General features: G+C 70.1%; 18 protein-coding genes. 11 read left to right on the forward strand and 7 right to left on the reverse strand.

Features of this window, described 5'->3' with window-relative positions; translation table 11 throughout:
- The first annotated feature begins 37 nt into the window (after positions 1-37).
- The 3 genes from icmF to CFN78_RS05510 all read left to right on the forward strand — a co-directional run bounded on the left by icmF (position 38) and on the right by CFN78_RS05510 (position 5,537).
- Entirely contained in the window at positions 38-3,274 is a 3,237-nt protein-coding gene (gene icmF / locus CFN78_RS05500; protein ID WP_094861465.1) for a fused isobutyryl-CoA mutase/GTPase IcmF, read from the forward strand.
- 364 nt (positions 3,275-3,638) lie between these two features.
- Positions 3,639-4,469 carry an LLM class F420-dependent oxidoreductase gene (locus CFN78_RS05505; protein ID WP_094861466.1) on the forward strand — a complete coding sequence of 277 codons (831 nt, stop codon included), beginning with the start codon at positions 3,639-3,641 and terminating at the stop codon, positions 4,467-4,469.
- Positions 4,470-4,547: 78 nt separating this feature from the next.
- Positions 4,548-5,537 (forward strand): TIGR03557 family F420-dependent LLM class oxidoreductase, encoded by a 990-nt coding sequence (locus tag CFN78_RS05510; RefSeq protein WP_094861467.1) that lies wholly within the window; start codon positions 4,548-4,550, stop codon positions 5,535-5,537.
- Positions 5,538-5,575: 38 nt separating this feature from the next.
- Here CFN78_RS05510 and CFN78_RS05515 read toward each other — a convergent pair whose 3' ends face one another.
- On the reverse strand, positions 5,576-6,823 hold the full coding sequence (locus tag CFN78_RS05515) for an alpha/beta hydrolase (protein ID WP_094861468.1): 1,248 nt from the start codon (positions 6,821-6,823) through the stop codon (positions 5,576-5,578).
- A 50-nt stretch (positions 6,824-6,873) separates the two neighbouring features.
- Positions 6,874-7,734 carry a MaoC/PaaZ C-terminal domain-containing protein gene (locus tag CFN78_RS05520; protein WP_094861469.1) on the reverse strand — a complete coding sequence of 287 codons (861 nt, stop codon included), beginning with the start codon at positions 7,732-7,734 and terminating at the stop codon, positions 6,874-6,876.
- Between the two features lie 113 nt (positions 7,735-7,847).
- Between CFN78_RS05520 and CFN78_RS05525 the strand changes: the two genes are divergently transcribed.
- On the forward strand, positions 7,848-8,405 hold the full coding sequence (locus tag CFN78_RS05525) for a sugar O-acetyltransferase (RefSeq protein ID WP_094861470.1): 558 nt from the start codon (positions 7,848-7,850) through the stop codon (positions 8,403-8,405).
- On the opposite strand, the gene CFN78_RS05530 is transcribed toward CFN78_RS05525, so the two are convergent.
- Positions 8,402-9,226 carry an alpha/beta fold hydrolase gene (locus tag CFN78_RS05530; protein ID WP_094861471.1) on the reverse strand — a complete coding sequence of 275 codons (825 nt, stop codon included), beginning with the start codon at positions 9,224-9,226 and terminating at the stop codon, positions 8,402-8,404. The genes CFN78_RS05525 and CFN78_RS05530 overlap by 4 nt on opposite strands.
- A 154-nt stretch (positions 9,227-9,380) precedes the next feature.
- Between CFN78_RS05530 and CFN78_RS29705 the strand changes: the two genes are divergently transcribed.
- From CFN78_RS29705 to CFN78_RS05550, 5 genes are all read left to right on the forward strand, one after another.
- A complete protein-coding gene (locus CFN78_RS29705; RefSeq protein WP_240519273.1) occupies positions 9,381-9,623 on the forward strand; it encodes a hypothetical protein in 243 nt (80 codons plus the stop codon).
- Between the two features lie 27 nt (positions 9,624-9,650).
- Entirely contained in the window at positions 9,651-9,836 is a 186-nt protein-coding gene (locus tag CFN78_RS29710; protein WP_240519274.1) for a hypothetical protein, read from the forward strand.
- A gap of 130 nt (positions 9,837-9,966) precedes the next feature.
- The gene (locus CFN78_RS05540) at positions 9,967-10,770 is read left to right on the forward strand and encodes a transglutaminase-like domain-containing protein (protein ID WP_094861472.1); all 804 of its coding nucleotides are present in this window, start codon (positions 9,967-9,969) and stop codon (positions 10,768-10,770) included.
- 371 nt (positions 10,771-11,141) lie between these two features.
- Positions 11,142-11,636 (forward strand): hypothetical protein, encoded by a 495-nt coding sequence (locus CFN78_RS05545; protein WP_094861473.1) that lies wholly within the window; start codon positions 11,142-11,144, stop codon positions 11,634-11,636.
- A 45-nt stretch (positions 11,637-11,681) separates the two neighbouring features.
- On the forward strand, positions 11,682-12,119 hold the full coding sequence (locus CFN78_RS05550; protein ID WP_094861474.1) for an SRPBCC family protein: 438 nt from the start codon (positions 11,682-11,684) through the stop codon (positions 12,117-12,119).
- Positions 12,120-12,173: 54 nt separating this feature from the next.
- Here the strand turns inward: CFN78_RS05550 and CFN78_RS05555 are convergent, their stop codons facing one another.
- The 4 genes from CFN78_RS05555 to CFN78_RS05570 form a co-directional block, all read right to left on the reverse strand.
- Positions 12,174-13,847: a fumarate hydratase gene (locus CFN78_RS05555; protein WP_094861475.1), complete on the reverse strand. Its 1,674-nt coding sequence runs from the start codon at positions 13,845-13,847 to the stop codon at positions 12,174-12,176.
- Positions 13,848-14,176: 329 nt separating this feature from the next.
- Entirely contained in the window at positions 14,177-15,211 is a 1,035-nt protein-coding gene (locus CFN78_RS05560) for a sigma-70 family RNA polymerase sigma factor (protein ID WP_094861476.1), read from the reverse strand.
- A gap of 263 nt (positions 15,212-15,474) precedes the next feature.
- The gene (gene dtd / locus CFN78_RS05565; RefSeq protein ID WP_094861477.1) at positions 15,475-15,900 is read right to left on the reverse strand and encodes a D-aminoacyl-tRNA deacylase; all 426 of its coding nucleotides are present in this window, start codon (positions 15,898-15,900) and stop codon (positions 15,475-15,477) included.
- On the reverse strand, positions 15,897-17,399 hold the full coding sequence (locus tag CFN78_RS05570; protein ID WP_240519275.1) for a DUF7782 domain-containing protein: 1,503 nt from the start codon (positions 17,397-17,399) through the stop codon (positions 15,897-15,899). The genes dtd and CFN78_RS05570 overlap by 4 nt, the downstream gene beginning before the upstream one ends.
- Positions 17,400-17,495: 96 nt before the next feature.
- On the opposite strand from CFN78_RS05570, the gene CFN78_RS05575 reads away from it, so the two are divergent.
- Positions 17,496-18,767: an amidohydrolase gene (locus CFN78_RS05575; RefSeq protein WP_240519276.1), complete on the forward strand. Its 1,272-nt coding sequence runs from the start codon at positions 17,496-17,498 to the stop codon at positions 18,765-18,767.
- A 67-nt stretch (positions 18,768-18,834) separates the two neighbouring features.
- Positions 18,835-19,158: a DUF3099 domain-containing protein gene (locus CFN78_RS05580; RefSeq protein WP_094861480.1), complete on the forward strand. Its 324-nt coding sequence runs from the start codon at positions 18,835-18,837 to the stop codon at positions 19,156-19,158.
- Positions 19,159-19,571: the final 413 nt, after the last annotated feature.

The following is a 19,571-nucleotide window of genomic DNA, read 5'->3' on the forward strand; positions in this document are numbered from 1 at the left end:
ACTGTGAAATAGTAGGAAGTCCAAGTATTTTGGTGGCATGACTTCCGAACTGCACAGGCCCGTGAACCCGGTCAGGTTCGTCACCGCCTCGAGCCTGTTCGACGGGCACGACGCCTCGATCAACATCATGCGCCGGATCCTGCAGTCCCAGGGGGCCGAGGTCGTGCACCTCGGCCACAACCGGTCGGTGGACGAGGTGGCCACGGCCGCGATCTCGGAGGACGTCCAGGGCGTCGCGATCAGCGCCTACCAGGGCGGGCACGTCGAGTACTTCAGCTACCTCGTGGAGCTGCTCGCCGAGCGCGGTGCCGGGCACATCAAGGTCTTCGGCGGCGGTGGCGGGGTCATCGTGCAGGACGAGATCGATCTGCTGCACTCCAGGGGGGTGGCGCGGATCTTCTCTCCCGAGGACGGCTACGAGATGGGCCTCCCGGGCATGATCAACTCGATGATCAAGGCCTGCGACGTCGACCTGGCGGCGGACGTGCCGGGCACGGTCGACCAGCTCATCTCCGGCGACGTGCCCACACTGTCGCGGGTGATCACCGCGCTGCAGCGGGACGCCCTGCCGCGTGAGTGGCACCAGGCGATCGCCGACGCCGCCAGGGCGCGCACCGTGCCGGTGCTGGGCATCACCGGCACCGGTGGTTCCGGGAAGTCCTCGCTGACCGACGAGCTGGTCCGCCGGTTCCGCCTCGACCAGGAGGACAAGCTCCGGATCGCCGTGCTCGCCGTCGATCCCTCGCGCCGTCGAGGCGGCGGTGCCCTGCTCGGTGACCGGATCCGGATGAACTGCCTCGACGGTTCCCCGGTGTTCTTCCGCTCCCTGGCCACGCGGACGACCAGCGGAGAGATTCCGGTCGGACTGGACGAGGCGGTGCTCGCCTGCAAGGCCGCCGGCTACGACCTCGTCATCGTGGAGACTCCCGGTATCGGACAGGGCGATGCCGGCATCGTCGACCACGTGGACCACGCGCTGTACGTGATGACACCGGAGTTCGGCGCGGCCTCGCAGCTCGAGAAGATCGACATGCTCGACTTCGCCGACGCGGTGGCGATCAACAAGTTCGAACGCCGCGGCGCCGAGGACGCACGCCGCGACGTCGCCAGGCAACTCGTGCGCAACCGGGAGGAGTTCCACTCCTCGCCGGAGGACATGCCGGTCTTCGGCACGAGCGCGGCGAAGTTCAACGACGACGGCGTCACCGCGTTGTACCAGCGGTTACGCGACTCGCTCGCGGAGATGGGTCTGGTCGTCTCGCCGGGAATGCTTCCGCCCGTGCAGGGCAAGGTGTCCACGGACGCCAGTACGATCATTCCGGCCACTCGGGCGCGCTACCTCGCCGACATCGCCGAGGCCGTGCGCGGCTACCACGAGTACACCCGGGCGCAGGCCGCGATCGTCCGCCGCCGGGAGCACTTCGCCGAGGCGAAGCGGGCGCTGGCCGCCGAGGGCGCGGACATCGAGGCCATCGACCGTCTTCTCGCCGCCGTCGAGTCCGATGTGGACGCCGACGTCGACCGGCTGCTGACCGGCTGGCCCGAGCTCGCGGCCTCGTACCGCGAAGACGAGCTGGTGGTGAAGATCCGGGACAAGGAGCTGCGCACCCAGCTCTGGCGGGACACCCTCTCCGGCAGCCGTATCCCACGGGTGGCGCTGCCGCGCTACAGCGATCCGGGCGAACTGGTGTCCTTCCTGCGCAGGGAGAACCTTCCCGGGTACTTCCCTTACACCGCAGGCGTTTTCCCGTTCAAGCGGGAGGGTGAGGACCCGGCGCGCATGTTCGCCGGGGAGGGGGACCCCTTCCGCACCAACCGGCGGTTCAAGTACCTGTCCGCGGATTCGGAGGCGAAGCGCCTGTCGACCGCGTTCGACTCGGTGACCCTCTACGGCCACGATCCCGACACCCGCCCCGACATCTACGGCAAGGTGGGTACCTCCGGTGTCTCGATCGCCACACTCGAGGACATGGAGGTGCTCTACGACGGCTTCGATCTGACCTCGCCGTCCACCTCGGTCTCGATGACGATCAACGGGCCCGCTCCGACGATCCTGGCGTACTTCCTCAACACGGCGATCGACCAGCGCTTCGCGGCGTTCGAATGGGACAACGGCCGCAAGCCGGACGAGGCCGAGGCTGCGGAACTGCGCGAATGGGCGCTGCGCAACGTCCGCGGCACCGTGCAGGCGGACATCCTCAAGGAGGACCAGGGGCAGAACACCTGCATCTTCTCCACCGAGTTCTCGCTGCGGATGATGGCCGACATCCAGGAGTGGTTCATCGCCCACGGGGTCCGCAACTTCTACTCGGTCTCCATTTCCGGCTACCACATCGCCGAGGCCGGGGCGAACCCGATCTCGCAGCTCGCGTTCACTCTCTCCAACGGGTTCACCTACGTGGAGTCGTACCTCGCTCGCGGGATGGACATCAACGATTTCGCGCCGAACCTGTCGTTCTTCTTCTCCAATGGAATGGACGCCGAGTACTCGGTGCTCGGCCGGGTGGCCCGCCGGATCTGGGCGGTGGCCATGCGAGAGCGTTACGGGGCCAACGACCGGGCGCAGAAGCTCAAGTACCACGTGCAGACCTCGGGGCGTTCCCTGCACGCGCAGGAGATGAGCTTCAACGACATCCGCACCACCCTGCAGGCGCTCTGCGCGCTCTACGACAACGCGAACTCCTTGCACACCAACGCGTTCGACGAGGCGATCACCACACCGAGTGAGAGTTCGGTCCGCCGCGCGATGGCGATCCAGATGATCATCAACAAGGAATGGGGCCTGTCGAAGAACGAGAACCCGCAGCAGGGATCGTTCGTCATCGACGAGCTGACCGATCTGGTGGAGGAGGCGGTGCTCACCGAGTTCGACCGCATCTCCGAACGGGGCGGTGTACTGGGTGCGATGGAAACCGGGTACCAGCGCGGCAAGATCCAGGACGAGTCGATCCTCTACGAGCGGCTCAAGCACGACGGGTCGCTGCCGATCGTCGGCGTCAACACCTTCCGCAACCCGCACTCGGACGAGGAGAACCAGACCGTCGAGCTGGCCAGGGCGACCGAGGACGAGAAACAGTCGCAGCTCGATCGGCTCGCCGACTTCCAGCGGCGCCACCACGACGAGGCGCAGGTCGCGCTGCGCGAGTTGCGGGAGGCGGCCACCCGGGGTGGCAACCTCTTCGGCACCCTGATGGATGCCGCGCGGGTGTGTTCGCTCGGGCAGATCACCGAGGCGTTCTTCGAGGTCGGCGGCCAGTACCGCCGCAACGTCTGAGCAGCCGCCCCACCGGAACCGACACGCATTCCAGCGCAACCGTGTCGCGCGCTTCGGCATGCCGTGTCGTGCGGGCCGGCATGCCGTGTCGTGCGATCCGGCACCCCGTATCGCGGCGTCGACCGTAGCCGTTCGCCGGCAAATTGCTGTGCGGCGACGGAACGGGTGGCGTGTGTCCGATGTGCACGGCATCTGCGGCGTCACGTCGGATGCACGCCGCGTCTACCCGCGTCCCCGGTTGAGTCCGGCTACGACAGTGCCCGACACGGCATGCCGAGATGCCCGACACGGCATGCCCAGGCGCGCGACACGGCATGGGCTTCGGTCCGGAATAGTGGCGGCGCGGCGGTCGTTGGCACAGCGTATGAAATTCGGTATCGCCACTTTCGTGACAGACCAGGGGATCCGCCCGGACGATCTGGGCCGTGCGCTGGAGGAACGCGGTTTTGACTCGCTGTTCCTCGCCGAACATTCGCACATCCCGGCCAGCCGCGAGTCGCCGTATCCGGGTGGTGGTGACCTGCCGGACGTCTACTACCGAACGCTCGACCCGTTCATCGCGCTGACCGCGGCCGCACAGACCACGGAGAACCTGCTCCTGGGGACGGGCATCGCACTGCTGATGCAGCGCGACGTGATCCACACCGCCAAGGAGGTCGCCAGCCTCGACCTCATCTCACGCGGCCGTGCGCTGTTCGGGGTGGGTGCGGGCTGGAATCGGGAGGAGATGCGCGATCACGGCACCGATCCGCGCACCCGGGGTGCCCTGCTCAATGAGCAACTCGCCGCGCTGAAGGAGATCTGGGGCAAGGAACAAGCCGAGTTCCACGGTACCCATGTCGATTTCGACCCGATGTACGCCTGGCCCAAGCCGGTGCAGAAGCCACACCCGCCGATCCTGATCGGCGGCGAGAGCGAGGCCGCGCTGCGCAGGCTGGCCGACTTCGGCGATCACTGGCTGCCCCGCGCCGACACCGCCCCGGCCGAGATCACCCGGGTCCGCGCCTGGCTGGCCGATCAGGGCAAGCCCGAGGTCCCGGTCAGCATCTTCGGCGCCGGGCGGGACACCGCCGCCCTGGACGGCTTCGCCGGCGCGGGTGTCGACCGGGTCGCGTTCATCCTCGGCACCAAGCCCTACGACGAGACGCTGCGGAAGCTGGACGAGCTGGCCGGACTCACGCAGGGCTACCGCTGACGAGCCGTCGGCCGGGCCACCGGCGCGGTAGGTTGGCGAAAGAGGGAACAACGGTGTTGAGAGGGATGGGACACGCTTGTGAGTGACGTTCAGATCGGGATGGCGGCCGCGCTGGAGCAGTTCTCGCCGAGAGAGTCGATCGAACTGGCGGCGCTGGCCGAGCAGCACGGCTTCTCCGGTCAGATGGCGGCGGATCACTTCCAGCCCTGGGTACCCGCCCAGGGTGAGGCTTCCTTCGTCTGGAGTGTGCTGGCCTCGCTGGCCGAGAACACCGCCGGTGATCTCGGTCCGGGGGTGACCTGCCCGTCGTTCCGGCTGCACCCGGCGATGGTGGCGCAGGCGGCCGCGACGCTGGAGGCCACCTATCCGGGGCGCACCTGGCTGGGCATCGGCTCCGGCGAGGCGCTGAACGAGCACATCGTCGGCGGTTACTGGCCGGAGGCCCCGGAACGAGTCCGCCGGATGTTCGAGGCGCTCGAGGTCATCCGGAAGCTGTTCTCCGGCAAGGATGTCAAGCACAGCGGCGAGTTCTTCAAGCTGCACAACACGCGACTGTGGACGCTGCCCGACGCGCCGCCGCCGATCTACATCGCCTCCGCGGGGCCGTACACCTCCCGTAAGACCGGTGAACTCGCCGACGGCATCATCACGCCGGGCGCGTCCATCGAGAAGCTCGAAGGCATCCTGGACAACTTCGGCAAGGGCGCGCGCAAGGCCGACAAGGACCCGGACACGATGCCGAAACTGCTGCAGGTGCACCTGTCCTGGGCGGCCACCGACGAGGAGGCGCTGTCGAACGCGATCGAGCAGTGGCCCAACGGCGGCATGAAGTTCCCCAAGGCGGACGTGCGGTCGCCGTTCGACTTCGAGCAGATGGCGAAACTGGTGCGCCCCGAGGACTTCGAGGGGCGCATGGTGATCTCGGCGGACCCGGACAAGCACCGGGCGGCGCTGCAGCGCTTCGTCGACGCCGGGTTCAACCGGATCTACCTGCACAACGTGGGGCGCAACCAGAAGGAGTGGCTGGAGACCTTCGGCCGCGAGGTGATCCCGAAGCTCACCGCCTGACAGCCGGCGGCCGTGACAGGGCCGGCGAGGGCTGCCGCTCAGCGCCGGGCCGAGCGGTACGTCCAGTCCAGGAAGCGGGCGACCCCGCGGACGACATGGGCGCTGCGGATCGACGGGAAGACGTCGAACGCGTGCTGCGCGCCGGAGATCTCCGCGTAGGCGACCGGGTTCGCGGACACCTCACGCAGCCGGTCGACGAAGCCGCGTGCTTCGGCCACCGGCACCACCGTGTCCTGGTCACCGTGGATCACGAAGAACGGCGGCGCGGTGTCCGCCGCCCGGTCGAGCGGTGAGGCGGCGACGTACTCGTCGAGGAACTCCTCCGGGTCCTTGCCGACGACGTAGCGGGCGAGGACGGCCTGCAGCCGGTAGCGGCTGGCGCGCGAGCCGGTGCTGGCGGCGAAGTCGTAGACGCCGTAGTGCGGGACGCAGGCGGAGATGCCGGTGTCGGCGTCCTCGAAACCGGGCTGCAGCCGGGTGTCGTTCGCCGTGAGCGCGAGCAGCGCCGCCAGGTGGCCACCCGCCGAACCACCGGTCACCGCCAGGAACGACGGATCGCCTCCGTACTCGCCGATGTTCTCCCGGATCCAGGCCACGGCGCGTTTCGCTGCCACGATGTGGTCCGGCCAGTGCGCGGTCGGTGAGAGCGGGTAGTTTATCGCGACACACACCCAGCCGCGCTGCGCCAGGTACTGCATCAGGGGTACGCCCTGCTGGTCCTTGCTTCCGAGCATCCACGCGCCACCGTGCACCTGCAGCAGCACCGGCCGCCCTTCTGCCGGGTCCTCGTTCTCGCTGTCGTCGGGGCGGTAGACATCGAGCAGGAACCGTCTGCCGCCCGGGGCGTAGGCGATGTCGCGGTCGCGACGCACTCCGGGAGCGCTCATCCGGAACGGCAGCACGAGCTGTTTCCACGGTGTCGCGAGATCCTCGGCCTCCGGCGGTTCCGCCAGGCCGGTGGCGTAGTCCTCGCCGAGCGCGCCGGTGAGTGCGTCCTCGACCTCGTCGCGGGCACGGTGCGCGGTGAGCACGAGCCTGCCCAGCGCGGCAGCACTCAGCCCGGCCAGCATGAGCCCGGCGCGGTCCGAGCGCGTGTGCAGCCCGCGCCTGGCCAGGTGAGCCACGGTGTCGGCGGCGGTGACGGCGAGCAGGTGCGGGGCCAGTTCGGCGGTGAGCCAGCCCGCGAAGAACGAGGGGATCGCGGAAAACCGGGTCCTGGCGGGCCGCAGCGCGTTGGCGGCCAGTGCGAGCTGCACGGCTCGACGGGTGACGAACGTCGGACGCATCGTCCGAGCCTAACCCGGCCGCACCTGGCGGGTTCGCCGCACGGGTGGGCTCAGTCCGTGACGAGGACGGCGTCGGTCAGCACCGGCGCTTCGCCGCGTGCGGGGACGGTGACGGTGAGCGGGAATCGGTCGCCCTCGTCCCAGACCGCCACGCGCAGCCGTTCGCCCGGGGTGACCGGCCCCGCGAATCTGGCCGTGAACGAACGGATCCGGGTGACGTCGGCGTCGAGCATCGCGTCCGTGGCGGCTTTGGCGGCCATCCCGTACGTGCACAGGCCGTGCAGGATCGGTGCGTCGAAACCGCTCGCCAGGGCGAACTCCGGCTCGGCGTGCAGGGGATTGAGGTCGCCACACAGCCGGTAGAGCAGTGCCTGCTGCGGCAGCGTCGGCACGTCGAGAAGTACGTCCGGCTGCCGTGCCGGCGGCGTGATCCGGGGCGAACGGCCGCGCTCGCCGCCGAATCCACCCTCACCCCGGGCGAAGATCCCTTCCTTTGTCGTCCACAGTGGACTTCCGTCGTCGAGCGAGGCGGTGGTCTCGACGACGATCACCGCGGCGGTGCCCTTGTCGAGTACCTCGACGACGCGGCTGCGGCGGATTCCCCGGCCCGCCGCGGGAATCGGCCCGTGCACCGCCACTTCCTGGTGGCCGTGCAGCACGTTCGCGAGGTCCAGGCGCACGCCCGGGAACGTCACGGCCGGAGGCTCGAAGGTGCGCGGCTCCGCGGCGACGGTCGCGAAGGTCGGCAGGACCCGCAGGTCGCTTTCGTAGGCGTAACGCAGTTCCCGCGGATCCAGCGGATCGGCGCCGGCGCCCAGCGCGAGGTGATAGAGCAGGACGTCCGATCGCGTCCAGGAGAACGGGACGGGGGGCTGCTCCGCCCCGATCGCGACGGCGGGGTCGATGGGCACGGCGGCTCCGTTCCGTGGTTCGGTGCGGCGGACCGGTTTCGTTCCTGGTCGCCCCGGCCATCCTCCTCCGGCCCGGCCACGCGGCCGTCGCGGGCCCGGTAGCGTCGCGGCGCATGGGAGAGCACAAGGACCGCATGCTGCGCGGCGAGTTGTACCAGGACAGCGATCCGGAGCTGATCGCCGATCGCCGCCGGGCGCAGGCTCTGGTCGACGAGTTCAACGGCACCGGCGCGGAGGAGACCGACCGGCGGGACGGGGTGCTGCGCAGGCTGCTCGGCTCCCTGGGGGACGGTTCCTGGATCATGCCGCGGTTCCAGTGCGACTACGGCTACCTGATCGACATCGGCTCGAACAGTTTCCTCAACTACGACGCCATCCTGCTCGACTGCGCACCGATCCGGATCGGTGACGACGTGTCGATCGGACCGCGCGCGCAGTTGCTGACTGCTCTGCATCCGATCGAGAATCACGAGGCGCGGCGGCGGCGGTGGGAGAGTGCCGCGCCCATCACTATCGGCGACAACGTCTGGTTCGGCGGGGGTGTCACCGTGTGCGCTGGGGTGACGGTCGGGGAGGACACCGTGGTCGGTGCGGGCAGTGTCGTCACCCGTGACCTGCCGGCGCGTGTGCTGGCGGCGGGCAATCCGGCTCGGGTGGTCCGCGCGATCTAGCCGGGTTCCGTGGCGGACGGGGTGGGAACCGTGTCGTGGAGCAGTGTGGTGAGTCGTCCGGCGAACTGTCCGGCGTTGCGCTGGGGGCCGAGGTGGGCGCCCGGTACTTCGGCGAAGGGGACGTCGAGGGCGTCGGCGAGCAGTTCGGCTGGCCGGTGGTGGTAGAAGCCGCGGCTGTCCTCGCCGCCCGCGGGGATCACCGGAACCCCGCAGGCGCGCAGCGCGGCCACGTCCGGCAGGTACCGGTAGAACTCGCGCATTTCGCGGCCGAACAGCCGGATCCAGTCCCGTTCGAACGGCAGCGCGACTGCTTTCAGGTCCGGCCCGGCAGCGCCCGCGAGCGAGCGCACGAACCTGGTGAACGCCGTGAGCAGGTCCGTCTCGGCGAGGGCCACCAGTTCGTCGGCGAAGGCGAGCCAGTGGTCACCGTCGCCGAGCAACCGCACGGCGGGTGGTTCGTGGGCGACGACGGCCCGCACCAGCCCCGGCCGGATGGCGGCGAGTTCGAGCGCGATGAGCGCACCGGCACTGCTACCGAAGACGAGGGCGTGGTCGTACCCGAAATGCCGGATCACGGCGGCCGCGTCCACTGCCTGGGTGCGCACGGTGACCGGCCCGCTCGTCTCGTCGGTGCTGTGGAAATGCCCGCGCCGGTCGTAGCCGAGGACGGTGTACCGCCCGGCGAGCCTGCGCGTCAGCGGCCGGTAGCTCTCCACGCCGCCGAGCCCGCCGGCGATCAGCAGCAGTGGCGGGCCCATACCGGTGCGGCGCACCCGCAGGGTGCCGTCGGCGACGGGGCACAGTTCGTCCTCGGCGCGCATGGCGACCAGTCAAACACGCCGCTCGCGGCACCGGTTTCCTGCCCGAATAGGTCTCCCTGCCGAGGGGGAGCGGCACCGGCCCGCGATATGTCGGCCAGACCGCGAGCGCGACGGTCGCGGCCGGAAAGTCGGTGGCCGCTGCGAGGATGGCCGGATGGTCTCCTGGGAGCGGTCCGAACACGAGGCACCGGAGCTGGCGCGGGGAGTAAGGGCATGTTTCGAGGCCGCGACGGCACACGTCCTGGCCAGTCTCCGCCGGGATGGCGCGCCGAGGGTGAGCGGCACCGAAGTGGATGTCGACGAACAGGGGATCCGGCTCGGTTCGCTCGGTGGGGCGGTGAAGGCTCTTGGATCTGTTCCGGGATGCGCGATGCGCCATCCACTCGTGTCCCGCTGATGTCGCGGGCGCGAGGAGGACGCGAAGGTGGCCGGTGTCGCACTGCCGGTATCCGGCGAGGAGGGGACGCACGCCTTCCGGCTCGACCTGACAGCGGCGGTGCTGACCTCGGTCGAAGGCGACACGCTGGTGGTCCGTTCCTGGCATCCGGGCGCTGCCGCGGTCCGGTGGGAACGACAGGGCAGCCGCTCCGCCGCCCGGGTGGACGGCTGACCCGGTCGAAGCGACGCGCTGGTGGTCCGTTCCCCGCTCCGGGGTGGGTGCGGTGTGAGCTGCTGGGGTGGCCGGTGGCCTCCGGCGTCCCCCGGTCGTGCCGGCGGCCACGAGCGGGGATGATGGCTCGATGACCGTGCGCTCCCATGTCTCCGCCGAACTCGTCCTGCGCATCACCTCGCCCGGCAGGCTGGCCATGTCGGTGGCGGTCGCGGGCGGCCCCGGCGTCGAGTCGGAACGGCTGACCATCTCGGGCCCTTCGGGCGTGCCGGAGCCCATCGAGTTCCCGCACCGCACCCGGGTGCACGTGCTCGACCTGCCATTGGGCGAGGTGACGATCAACTACTCGGCGGACTGCGCGGGCCGGACAGGGGAGCCGGAGCGCGTCACCGAGGCCGACGCGATCCTCTACACCCGGCCGAGCAGGTACTGCCCCTCGGACCGGCTGATGGGGCTGGCCGCGGGCCAGTTCGGCCGCCCCGGCGGCGGCCGCGGCAAGATCGACGCGATCGTCGACTTCGTCGGCAGCCGGCTGTTCTACACCCCGGGCTCCAGTCGTCCCACCGACGACGCGGTGAACACCGTGCTGGCCGGCGAGGGGGTGTGCCGCGACTACGCGCACCTGTGCATCGCGTTCTGCCGGGCACAGGACATTCCCGCCCGGTTCGTCGCCGTGTACGCCCCCGGACTGCGCCCGATGGACTTCCACGCCGTGTTCGAGGCCGCCGTCGACGGCCACTGGTACGCCTTCGACGCCACCAGGCTCGCGCCGCGCGCCTCGTTGACCCGGATCGCCACCGGGAGGGACGCCTCGGACACCGCGTTCCTGAGCACTCTCGGCAGTGAGCTGGATCTGCTCCGCACCACGGTCTCCGCCACCGCGACCGGCGAGCTGCCGGTCGAGGACCCGGACGCGCTGGTATCGCTGGCCTGAATACGCGCCCTCTCGAATTCCACAGTGGACCTGTAGTGGAGTCCATTGTGGACTGAAAGGGAAACCGCTGCCGATCCGGTGTTCCCAGCGACCCGGTGACAGCGGTGACCGTCCAGGGCGGGCACAGGTGCGCCCGTTTTCCCCGTTCTGCCGGGCATCTCCGCCGGGCGGGGGCCGGAGCGAGACGGAGCGCGTCGCGCGGTCAGACGGTGCCGCCCGGGTCGGCCACGGTCGCCTCCACCTGCCCCTTCGCTCGTACACGAACGACTTCTTGCCTGGTCAGCGGGCAGGGGACCGACTTTCGTCGGGGGTCGCGAACATTCGTCCGCACCCGTGCAACCGCCCGCGCCACCCCCTCCGTCTCTACGGGCATGAAGCTGAACAAGATGGTGGTTGCCGCAGGACTGGTCCTTCTCGCCGGGACGGCCTGCGCCAACCCAGACACCGACAGCCCGCAGCCCGCCGCCGATCAGCAGCCCGCACCCAGCTCGGCTCCCCAGGAACCGGGGAACAAGCCGGCGCCGGGCAACGAAGCACAGCAACCGGGTGAGGCACCCGGGGAGATCCCTCTCGCCGCCGAGAAGATCGACGGCGCGGCCCTTCCCGAGAGTTACCCGCGCACGGCGGCGACCGTCGAGCGCACCAACCAGGTCGCCATCCGCGCACAGGAGGGCGGCTGTGGCAAGGCCAGCGCCGAGGTCGCCGAGCAGACCGCACAGCGTGTGGTGGTGAAGCTGGTCGAGACGACGCCGCGGAACAAGATGGCGTGCACCATGGACATCCGCTACCCGACGGTCAAGGTCGATCTCGCGGAGCCGCTCGGCGAACGTCAGCTCGTCCTCGAGGAGGAAGCTCGTCAGGGATGATGCGCCCGTCCGGTGACACGGCCGGTGAGCCCCTAGGGTTGCCGTATGGCTACACGCAGGGTTTCCGGCACCGCGACGATCGCGACGACACCGGAGAAGATCTTCGAACTGCTCGTCGATCCCGCTCAGCACGCACTGATCGACGGCTCGGGTTCGGTGCGGGCCGCCCGTCCGGGTGGCCCGCACCGTCTTGAGCTGGGGTCGAAGTTCGGTATGGACATGAAGATGGGTGCCGCGTACAAGATCGAGAACACGGTGGTCGAGTTCGAGGAGAACCGGCTGATCGCGTGGCGGCACTTCAACGGTCACCGGTGGCGCTGGGAACTCGCCCCCGCCGGTGCGGGGCGTACCGAAGTGGTCGAGACCTTCGACTGGTCCACCGCGCGGCTGCCGCTCCTGATCGGTCTCAGCGGGTTCCCCAAACGCAACAAGGCCGGTATCGACAAGACGCTCGCCCGCCTCGGCGAACTCTTCCCCGGCTGAACCCCGGTGTACCGAGTGCCCGGTGTGCCCCGGGCCCGGGGCACACCGGACTGATCAGCCGCGGAACGCGATCTGCAGCACCGGCTCGGACGTCTCGGCGAAGAAGTCGTTGCCCTTGTCGTCGATGACGATGAACGCGGGGAAGTCCTCCACCTCGATCTTCCAGACCGCCTCCATGCCGAGTTCGGCGTACTCCAGCACGTCCACCCGCTTGATGCAGTCCTGGGCCAGCCGGGCGGCCGGACCGCCGATCGAGCCGAGGTAGAACCCGCCGTGTTCCTTGCAGGACGCGGTCACCTTCGCCGACCGATTGCCCTTGGCGAGCATCACCTGTGAGCCGCCCGCGGCCTGGAACTGCTCCACATAGGAGTCCATCCGCCCGGCCGTGGTGGGGCCGAAGGACCCGGAGGCGTAACCGTCCGGTGTCTTCGCCGGGCCCGCGTAGTACACGGGGTGGTCACGCAGGTACCGCGGCATCTCCTCGCCGGCGTCGAGCCGCTCGGCGATCTTGGCGTGCGCGATGTCGCGGGCCACCACCAGCGTGCCGGTCAGCGACAGCCGGGTCTTCACCGGCAGAGCCGAGAGCTGCTCGCGGATCTCCGCCATCGGACGGCTCAGGTCCACGGACACGACCTCGTCCGAGAGGTCCTCGTCGGTGACCTCGGGCAGGAACCTGGCCGGGTCCCGTTCGAGCTGCTCGATGAACACGCCCTCCGCGGTGATCCTGGCTTTGGCCTGCCGGTCGGCCGAGCAGGAGACGGCGATACCCACCGGGCAGGAGGCTCCGTGCCGGGGGAGCCGGATGACGCGCACGTCGTGGCAGAAGTATTTGCCGCCGAACTGGGCGCCGATGCCGAACTGCCGGGTCATCTCCAGCACCTGCTGCTCCAGGTCCACATCGCGGAACCCGTGACCGAGCTCGGAGCCGGAACGCGGCAGATCGTCGAGGTAGCGGGCCGAGGCCAGTTTCGCGGTCTTCAGGTTGAACTCCGCCGACATGCCGCCCACCACGATCGCCAGGTGGTACGGCGGGCAGGCCGCGGTGCCGAGGCCGCGCAGTTTCTCGTCGAGGAACTTCGCCAGCCGCTTCGGGTTCAGGACCGCCTTGGTCTCCTGGTAGAGGAACGTCTTGTTGGCGCTGCCCCCGCCCTTGGCCATGAACAGGAACTCGTACGACGGATCGGCGGTACGGCCGGCGGGGTTGTCCTTGTGGTACAGCTCGATCTGGGCGGGCAGGTTCGTCCCGGTGTTGCGCTCCTCCCAGAAGCTCACCGGCGCCATCTGCGAGTAGCGCAGGTTCAGCTCCTGGTAGGCGTCGAAGATGCCGTGTGCGAGCGCTTCCTCGTCAGCACCGCCGGTGAGCACGTTCTCGGTGCGTTTGCCGATGACGATGGCCGTGCCGGTGTCCTGGCACATCGGCAGCACCCCGCCCGCGGAGATCGCGGCGTTGCGCAGCAGGTCCATCGCGACGAACCGGTCGTTGCCGCTGGCCTCGGGGTCGTCCACGATGGCGCGGAGCTGGGCGAGGTGGCTCGACCGCAGCAGGTGCTGGATGTCGGTGATCGCCGCCTTCGCGAGCTGCCGCAGGGCCTCGGGCTCGACCTCGAGGAAGGTACGGCCCGCGGCCTCGACGACACGCACACCCTCGGGGGTGACGAGCCGGTACTCGGTGTGTTCGTCCTTGCCCAGCGGCAGGACCTCGGTGTGGTGGAACGGGGTGTCAGGCACTGCGCGGGCTCCCTTGCACGCGATTCGGGTCGGCCGACGTTACCGCGTGCCGTTCCGGGTGCCACAGCCGCGCGCCCGGTGCCGCGGGCGGCGGGGCGGACGGCGAGGGCGGGCCCGGACATAGCGGAAGGCCGGGCCCCTCCGACTGGCCCGACCTTCCGGGGAGTGCGACCCGGTGCGTACACCGGCCGCGAAGTCCACTACCTCTTCAGACGCCCTTGCCCCGCCGGGGTTGCGCCGGGAGGCCATCTTCGACCGTCTCGCGGCCGGAGGCAATAGTCAACGCGGCCGAACAGGTGCCGTCTCACCGGCCGGGACACCCTGGGTGATCAGCTCGCGTAGGCGCGCAGCCGGTCGGCGCGCTCACCCTGGCGCAGTTTGGACATGACCTCGCGCTCGATCTGGCGGACGCGCTCACGGGAGAGCCCGAAGTGTTTGCCGATCTGGTCGAGGGTGCGCGGCTGCCCGTCGTCGAGGCCGTAGCGGAGCCGGATGACGTGCTGCTCCCGGTCGTCGAGGGTGGACAGCACCCGTCGCAGGTCGTCCTGCAGCAGGCCGGAGATGACCGCGCTCTCCGCGTCGGTCGCCTCGGAGTCCTCGATGAAATCGCCCAGCGGGGCGTCCTCCTCGGTGCCCACCGGCATGTCCAGGCTCACCGGGTCGCGGGCGTGGTCGAGCAGCGTGGAGATCTTTCCCTCCGCGATACCGGACTCGGTGGCCAGCTCCTCGTTGGTCGCCTCGCGGCCGAGCTGCTGGTGCAGGTCGCGCTTGATCCGGGCCAGCTTGTTCACCTGTTCCACCAAGTGGACGGGCAGCCGGATGGTGCGGCCCTGGTCGGCCATCCCCCTGGTGATGGCCTGACGGATCCACCAGGTCGCGTAGGTGGAGAACTTGAAGCCCTTCGAGTAGTCGAACTTCTCGACCGCACGGATCAGGCCCAGGTTCCCCTCCTGGATCAGGTCGAGCAGCGGCATGCCGCGGCCGGTGTAACGCTTGGCCAGCGAGACGACCAGCCGCAGGTTGGCCTCCAGCAGGTGGTTCTTGGCGACGTGGCCGTCGCGGATCAGCGCGGTGAGCTCGGTCCGCCGCTTCGGGGTGAGCTTCTCGGCCGTGTCCAGCATGTGCTGCGCGAACACCCCGGCCTCGATCCGCTTCGCCAGCTCGACCTCGTCGGACGCGGTGAGCAGCGCGGTCTTGCCGATGCCGTTCAGGTACACCCGGACCAGGTCGGCGGCGGGCCCCTGGGCGTCCAGGTCGGCCGCCTCCAGCGGTGCCGGAGCCTGCGCGGGCAGGTCGACGGTGGTGGACGGGATTTCGCGCCGGCGGATCCCCCGGGCCTCGCGCTCGAGCGTCGATGTGGACATTTCTGCCTCCCCTGTCGCGGGCTGACGTGTGCGGTGCTCCACGCCTGCGCTCTGCGTCGCGTAGCGAGCCCCTGTGGTGGCCGGCTGACGCGAGACCAGTTTGCTGGCTGGACATCCGGTTCAACGCCCGCGGGAGTGGATTCGTTCCCGCGTTCCCAACTTGTTTACGGCCGTGCGGGGGTGGTGGTTGCTCCACCAAACCTGAGCTTTTCCTGAGAACCGGAAACCGCTGTGACCCAGGCCGCACAAGGGAAAGAAATGGTCTAGACCTCTACGAGTACGGTGAACGGACCGTCGTTGACGCTGTGCACGGCCATCATCGCGCCGAACCGCCCGGTCTCCACCCGGGCGCCGCGCTCGCGCAGCTCGGCGACGACCGTGCCGACGAGTTCCGCGGCGGGCTCCGGCCGGGCGGCGGCGGTCCACGATGGACGGCGGCCCTTGCGCGTCTCGCCGTACAGCGTGAACTGGCTCACCACGAGCAGCGGCGCGCCCGCCGTGGCGCACGACTCCTCGTCCCGCAGCAGGCGCAGCTCGTGCAGTTTCCTGGCCATGGTCGCCGCCTCCGTGGCCGTGTCATCGGTGTGGATTCCGAGCAGTACCAGCAAACCCGGCTCCTCGATCGCGCCGACGACCTCCTCGCCGACCGTCACCCTGGCCTCGGTGACCCTGGCGGCGACCGCCCTCACCGCCGGTCCGCCCCGGACGGGAGGAGCATGCCGTGGCGGACCAGTTCGCGCACCATCGGCAGCGCCGTCGCGGTGAGCTCCTCGACCGGTTCGCCGTGGGCGAACGCCAGCAGCTCCAGCAGATCCCCGAGCGGCAGGGCGCCCCGGCACCCGGCCAGCAGGGCCGCGGCGAGCTCGTCGAGCTCATGCGTCCAGCCGGGCCCGTCCGTGCGGTGCAGGCGCAGCGCCGAGCTCGCCCAGCCCTCCTCGGCCGGTGCGTCGATCCGTTCCAGCAGTACCGAGGACGGAACGGTGAACGTGGTGCCCAGCAGATCGGTACCGGGGGAGCGCAGCCAGTCGACGCGATCCAGCCAGGCCGCCGATTCCTCGCCCAGCGGATCGTCGAACGCCTGGCGCAGGTCCTCGCACACCACGGTGGGCGTGGCGTCGGTGCGGCGGAGGGTCACGAAGCCGAAGCCGATTCCCTCGACCTCGTTCGCCGCGAACCAGTCCAGCCACGCCGCACTCTTCGCCCTGCCCTCCGGCGAGCGCGGATCGATGCCGGCATCGCGCAGCCAGGTGCCCACATAGAGTCCCGGGTCGGCCACGTCCCGCTGCACCACCCAGGCGTCCGTCCCGCCCGGCAGCCAGCCGCTCACCCGGTCGGCCCAGTCCTGTCCCCGGATGTGCAGCCAGGAGGCGAGCAACTGCCCGACCCCGCCTGGGGTGAGGAACCCGGGGAGCTGGCGGATCACCAGCGCGCTCGCGTCGTCCCCGGCAAGGCCGGAATCCCGGTAGACGTAGTCGACGCGCGCCGGGCCGACCACGAACGGCGGGTTGCAGACGATCTGGTCGAACCGGCGCCGCGCGACCGGGGCGAACCACTCGCCGCGCCGCAGTTCCACCTCCACCTCGTTGAGCCGGAACGTGGTGTCCGCCAGTGCCAGTGCCCGCTCGGAGACGTCCGTCGCGGTCACCGAGGCCGCGTGCCTGCCGGCGTGCAGTGCCTGCACGCCGTTGCCGGTGCCCAGGTCGAGCACCGAGCCGACCGGACGGCGGCTGGTGGCACGGACCAGGCTGAGCGAGGCGTGGCCGACACCGAGTACGTGCTCCACGGGCACCGGCTCGCCGAGCACGTCGGAGTCGAGGTCGGAGACGATCCACCAGGACGTGTCCTCGTCGCCGTGCGGGCGCACGTCCAGCCCGGCCCGGAAGCGCTCGCCGTCCGCCCGAAGGAGCCCGGTCGCCACCGCGTCGTCCAGCGGCACGGAGCCCAGTGCGGCGGCGGTCTCGGCCCGGGATTCCGCACCACCCAGCAGGAACAGGCGGACCAATGTGCCCAGCGTCCCGGCATCGCGGCTGGCGCGGAAGGCCGGTTCGGGCTCGCCGCGACCCAGCGCGGAGTGGGCCGGGGGGCCGAGCGCCCCGAGCACGCCGTCGGCGTCGTAACGCGCCGCCAGGAAGGCGTCACGCAGGCGGGCACAGAAATCGTCGGAGAACCGCGGGGGAGTACCGGTCACGGCGCGCATCGTGTCATGACCCTCCGGTACGGGCGGCACGGTCCCGCCGGGTCCGCGGGCCCGGCCGGCCCACCCGGTGTGTGGTCAGATGGCCGGGTGACCGACACCGACCGTGCGCCCTCCGTGCTCGCCCCGCTCGACGGCCTGCTGCCCGCCCTCGAAGCGCTCTACACCGATCTGCACGCCCATCCGGAACTCGCGTTCACCGAGACGCGGACGGCGGCGGAACTGGCGCGGCGGCTCGACCGGGACGGCTACGAGGTGCACACCGGCATCGCGGCGACCGGGGTGCTCGGCGTGCTGCGCAACGGGCCGGGGCCCACGGTCCTGCTGCGGGCCGACATCGATGCGCTGCCCGTGGCGGAGAAGACCGGTCTCGACTACGCCAGCACCGCCCGCGGCGTCGACTCGGAGGGCAACGACGTACCTGTCATGCACGCGTGCGGCCACGACATGCACGCGGCGTGGCTCTCCGGCGCCGCGACCCTGTTGTCCCGCGGGCGAGCCTCGTGGAGCGGGACACTGCTCGTCGTCTTCCAGCCCGGCGAGGAGGCGGGCGACGGTGCCGCCCGGATGGTCCGCGAGGGACTGTTCGACCACGCCGGGGCGCCGGATGTCGTGCTGGGCCAGCACGTCGTGCCCGGCCCCGCCGGCTGGGTGCTGACCCGCCCCGGAGTGATCATGGCGGCCACCGACGCGCTGCGGATCACCCTGCACGGCCGCGGCGGCCACGGCGCGCGGCCGGAGACGACCGTCGACCCCGCCGTGCTGGCCGCCTCCGTGGTGCTGCGGCTGCAGACGATCGTCTCCCGGGAGGTCTCGGCGACCGAGTCGGCCGTGGTGACCGTCGGCTCGATGCACGTCGGCTCGGTGCACAACGTCATCGCCGATCACGCCACGCTCGAAGTGAACATCCGCAGCTTCGACCAGTCCGTCCGGGAGCGGGTGCTGGCCGCGGTGGAACGGATCGTGCACGGTGAGGCTGCCGCCGCGGGCTGCCCGCACCCGCCGGAGATCACGCCACTGTCCTCGTTCCCGGTGACGGTGAACGACGAGGATGCGACCACGGCGCTCACCGGCACCTTCGGCACCCATTTCGGGACGGACCGCACGATGGAGGCGCCGCTGGTCACCGGCAGCGAGGACTTCAGTGAGTTCGGCAGGGCCGCCGGGGTTCCCTCGGTGTTCTGGCTCGTCGGTGGACTCGACGCGGAGGCGGTAATGGCGGCGATGGCGTCCGGGCGCTTCGAAACGGACATTCCGTCCAACCACTCGCCGCGGTTCGCTCCGGTGCCGCATCCCACACTCCGCACCGGCGTCGAGACACTTGTGCTGGCCGCGCTGCACTGGCTCGCACCGCGCCGGTGAGCGGGGTGATCTCCCGGCTGTCCGTCCGGTGCCGGCAGTGGCAGCATGACGTGGTGGAGGTGGTGTCGTGAACGAACGCGCACCCGAGTCTCGGGACATCACCCCGGTGCTCATCACCGAGGCGGAGCCCTCCTACGACGACCAGCAGGCCGCACGCAAGCGCAAGTACATCCTGATGATGGGCCTGCGTTTCCCCTGCCTGATCCTCGCGGGAATCTTCTACCAGACCTGGTGGCTGTCCCTGGTCTTCATCGCGGTGTCCATTCCGCTGCCGTGGATGGCGGTGCTGGTCGCCAACGACCGGCCGCCGCGCAAGGCGGAGAACGCGAACCGCTATCAGCGGGAGGCCAAAGCCCTGGACAGCCGCGAGCATCCGGTGATCGACGGCTGAGTCCCAGCGGGCCGCGCCCCGGCACCGGCCGGAGCGCGGCCCGGCTCGGCGTTTCCCCTACTGGCGGTGAACACGCGGCCGACGACTGTCACATTCACGTACCCCGCGCTCTGAGCGAGCCAACTCCGGCGCCGGGTAATGACAATGCGTCGCAGTGAATTCCCATATTCCTGATCGCCGTTCCGCTACTGCAATCGGATGCATCGTGTTGTGAGCCTCGTCGCCCGGCACTCGATCATCGCAGTTCACGGCCCTGTCGGTGATTTCCCGCCATTGCCCGGCACGCTACAGTTCCCCTTGATCGGCGGGCCCGTTCGAGCGCCCGGATCACCTTTCGCACCATTTCCGAATTCAGCAGGCGCGTCACCGCGCGCCCGGGCACACGCGTGCCCGTTTAGAGGGAGACGTGTTGG

The sequence above is a fragment of the Amycolatopsis antarctica genome (assembly GCF_002262875.1).
Classification (GTDB): domain Bacteria; phylum Actinomycetota; class Actinomycetes; order Mycobacteriales; family Pseudonocardiaceae; genus Amycolatopsis; species Amycolatopsis antarctica.

Bases quoted from the DNA above. Each gene is read 5' to 3' on its own strand.
- icmF (WP_094861465.1), top strand. From the start codon at position 38: ATGACTTCCGAACTGCACAGGCCCGTGAACCCGGTCAGGTTCGTCACC.
- CFN78_RS05505 (WP_094861466.1), top strand. From the start codon at position 3,639: ATGAAATTCGGTATCGCCACTTTCGTGACAGACCAGGGGATCCGCCCG.
- CFN78_RS05515 (WP_094861468.1), bottom strand. From the start codon at position 6,823: ATGCGTCCGACGTTCGTCACCCGTCGAGCCGTGCAGCTCGCACTGGCC.
- CFN78_RS05525 (WP_094861470.1), top strand. From the start codon at position 7,848: ATGGGAGAGCACAAGGACCGCATGCTGCGCGGCGAGTTGTACCAGGAC.
- CFN78_RS05530 (WP_094861471.1), bottom strand. From the start codon at position 9,226: ATGCGCGCCGAGGACGAACTGTGCCCCGTCGCCGACGGCACCCTGCGG.
- CFN78_RS29705 (WP_240519273.1), top strand. From the start codon at position 9,381: ATGGTCTCCTGGGAGCGGTCCGAACACGAGGCACCGGAGCTGGCGCGG.
- CFN78_RS05540 (WP_094861472.1), top strand. From the start codon at position 9,967: ATGACCGTGCGCTCCCATGTCTCCGCCGAACTCGTCCTGCGCATCACC.
- CFN78_RS05545 (WP_094861473.1), top strand. From the start codon at position 11,142: ATGAAGCTGAACAAGATGGTGGTTGCCGCAGGACTGGTCCTTCTCGCC.
- CFN78_RS05550 (WP_094861474.1), top strand. From the start codon at position 11,682: ATGGCTACACGCAGGGTTTCCGGCACCGCGACGATCGCGACGACACCG.
- CFN78_RS05560 (WP_094861476.1), bottom strand. From the start codon at position 15,211: ATGTCCACATCGACGCTCGAGCGCGAGGCCCGGGGGATCCGCCGGCGC.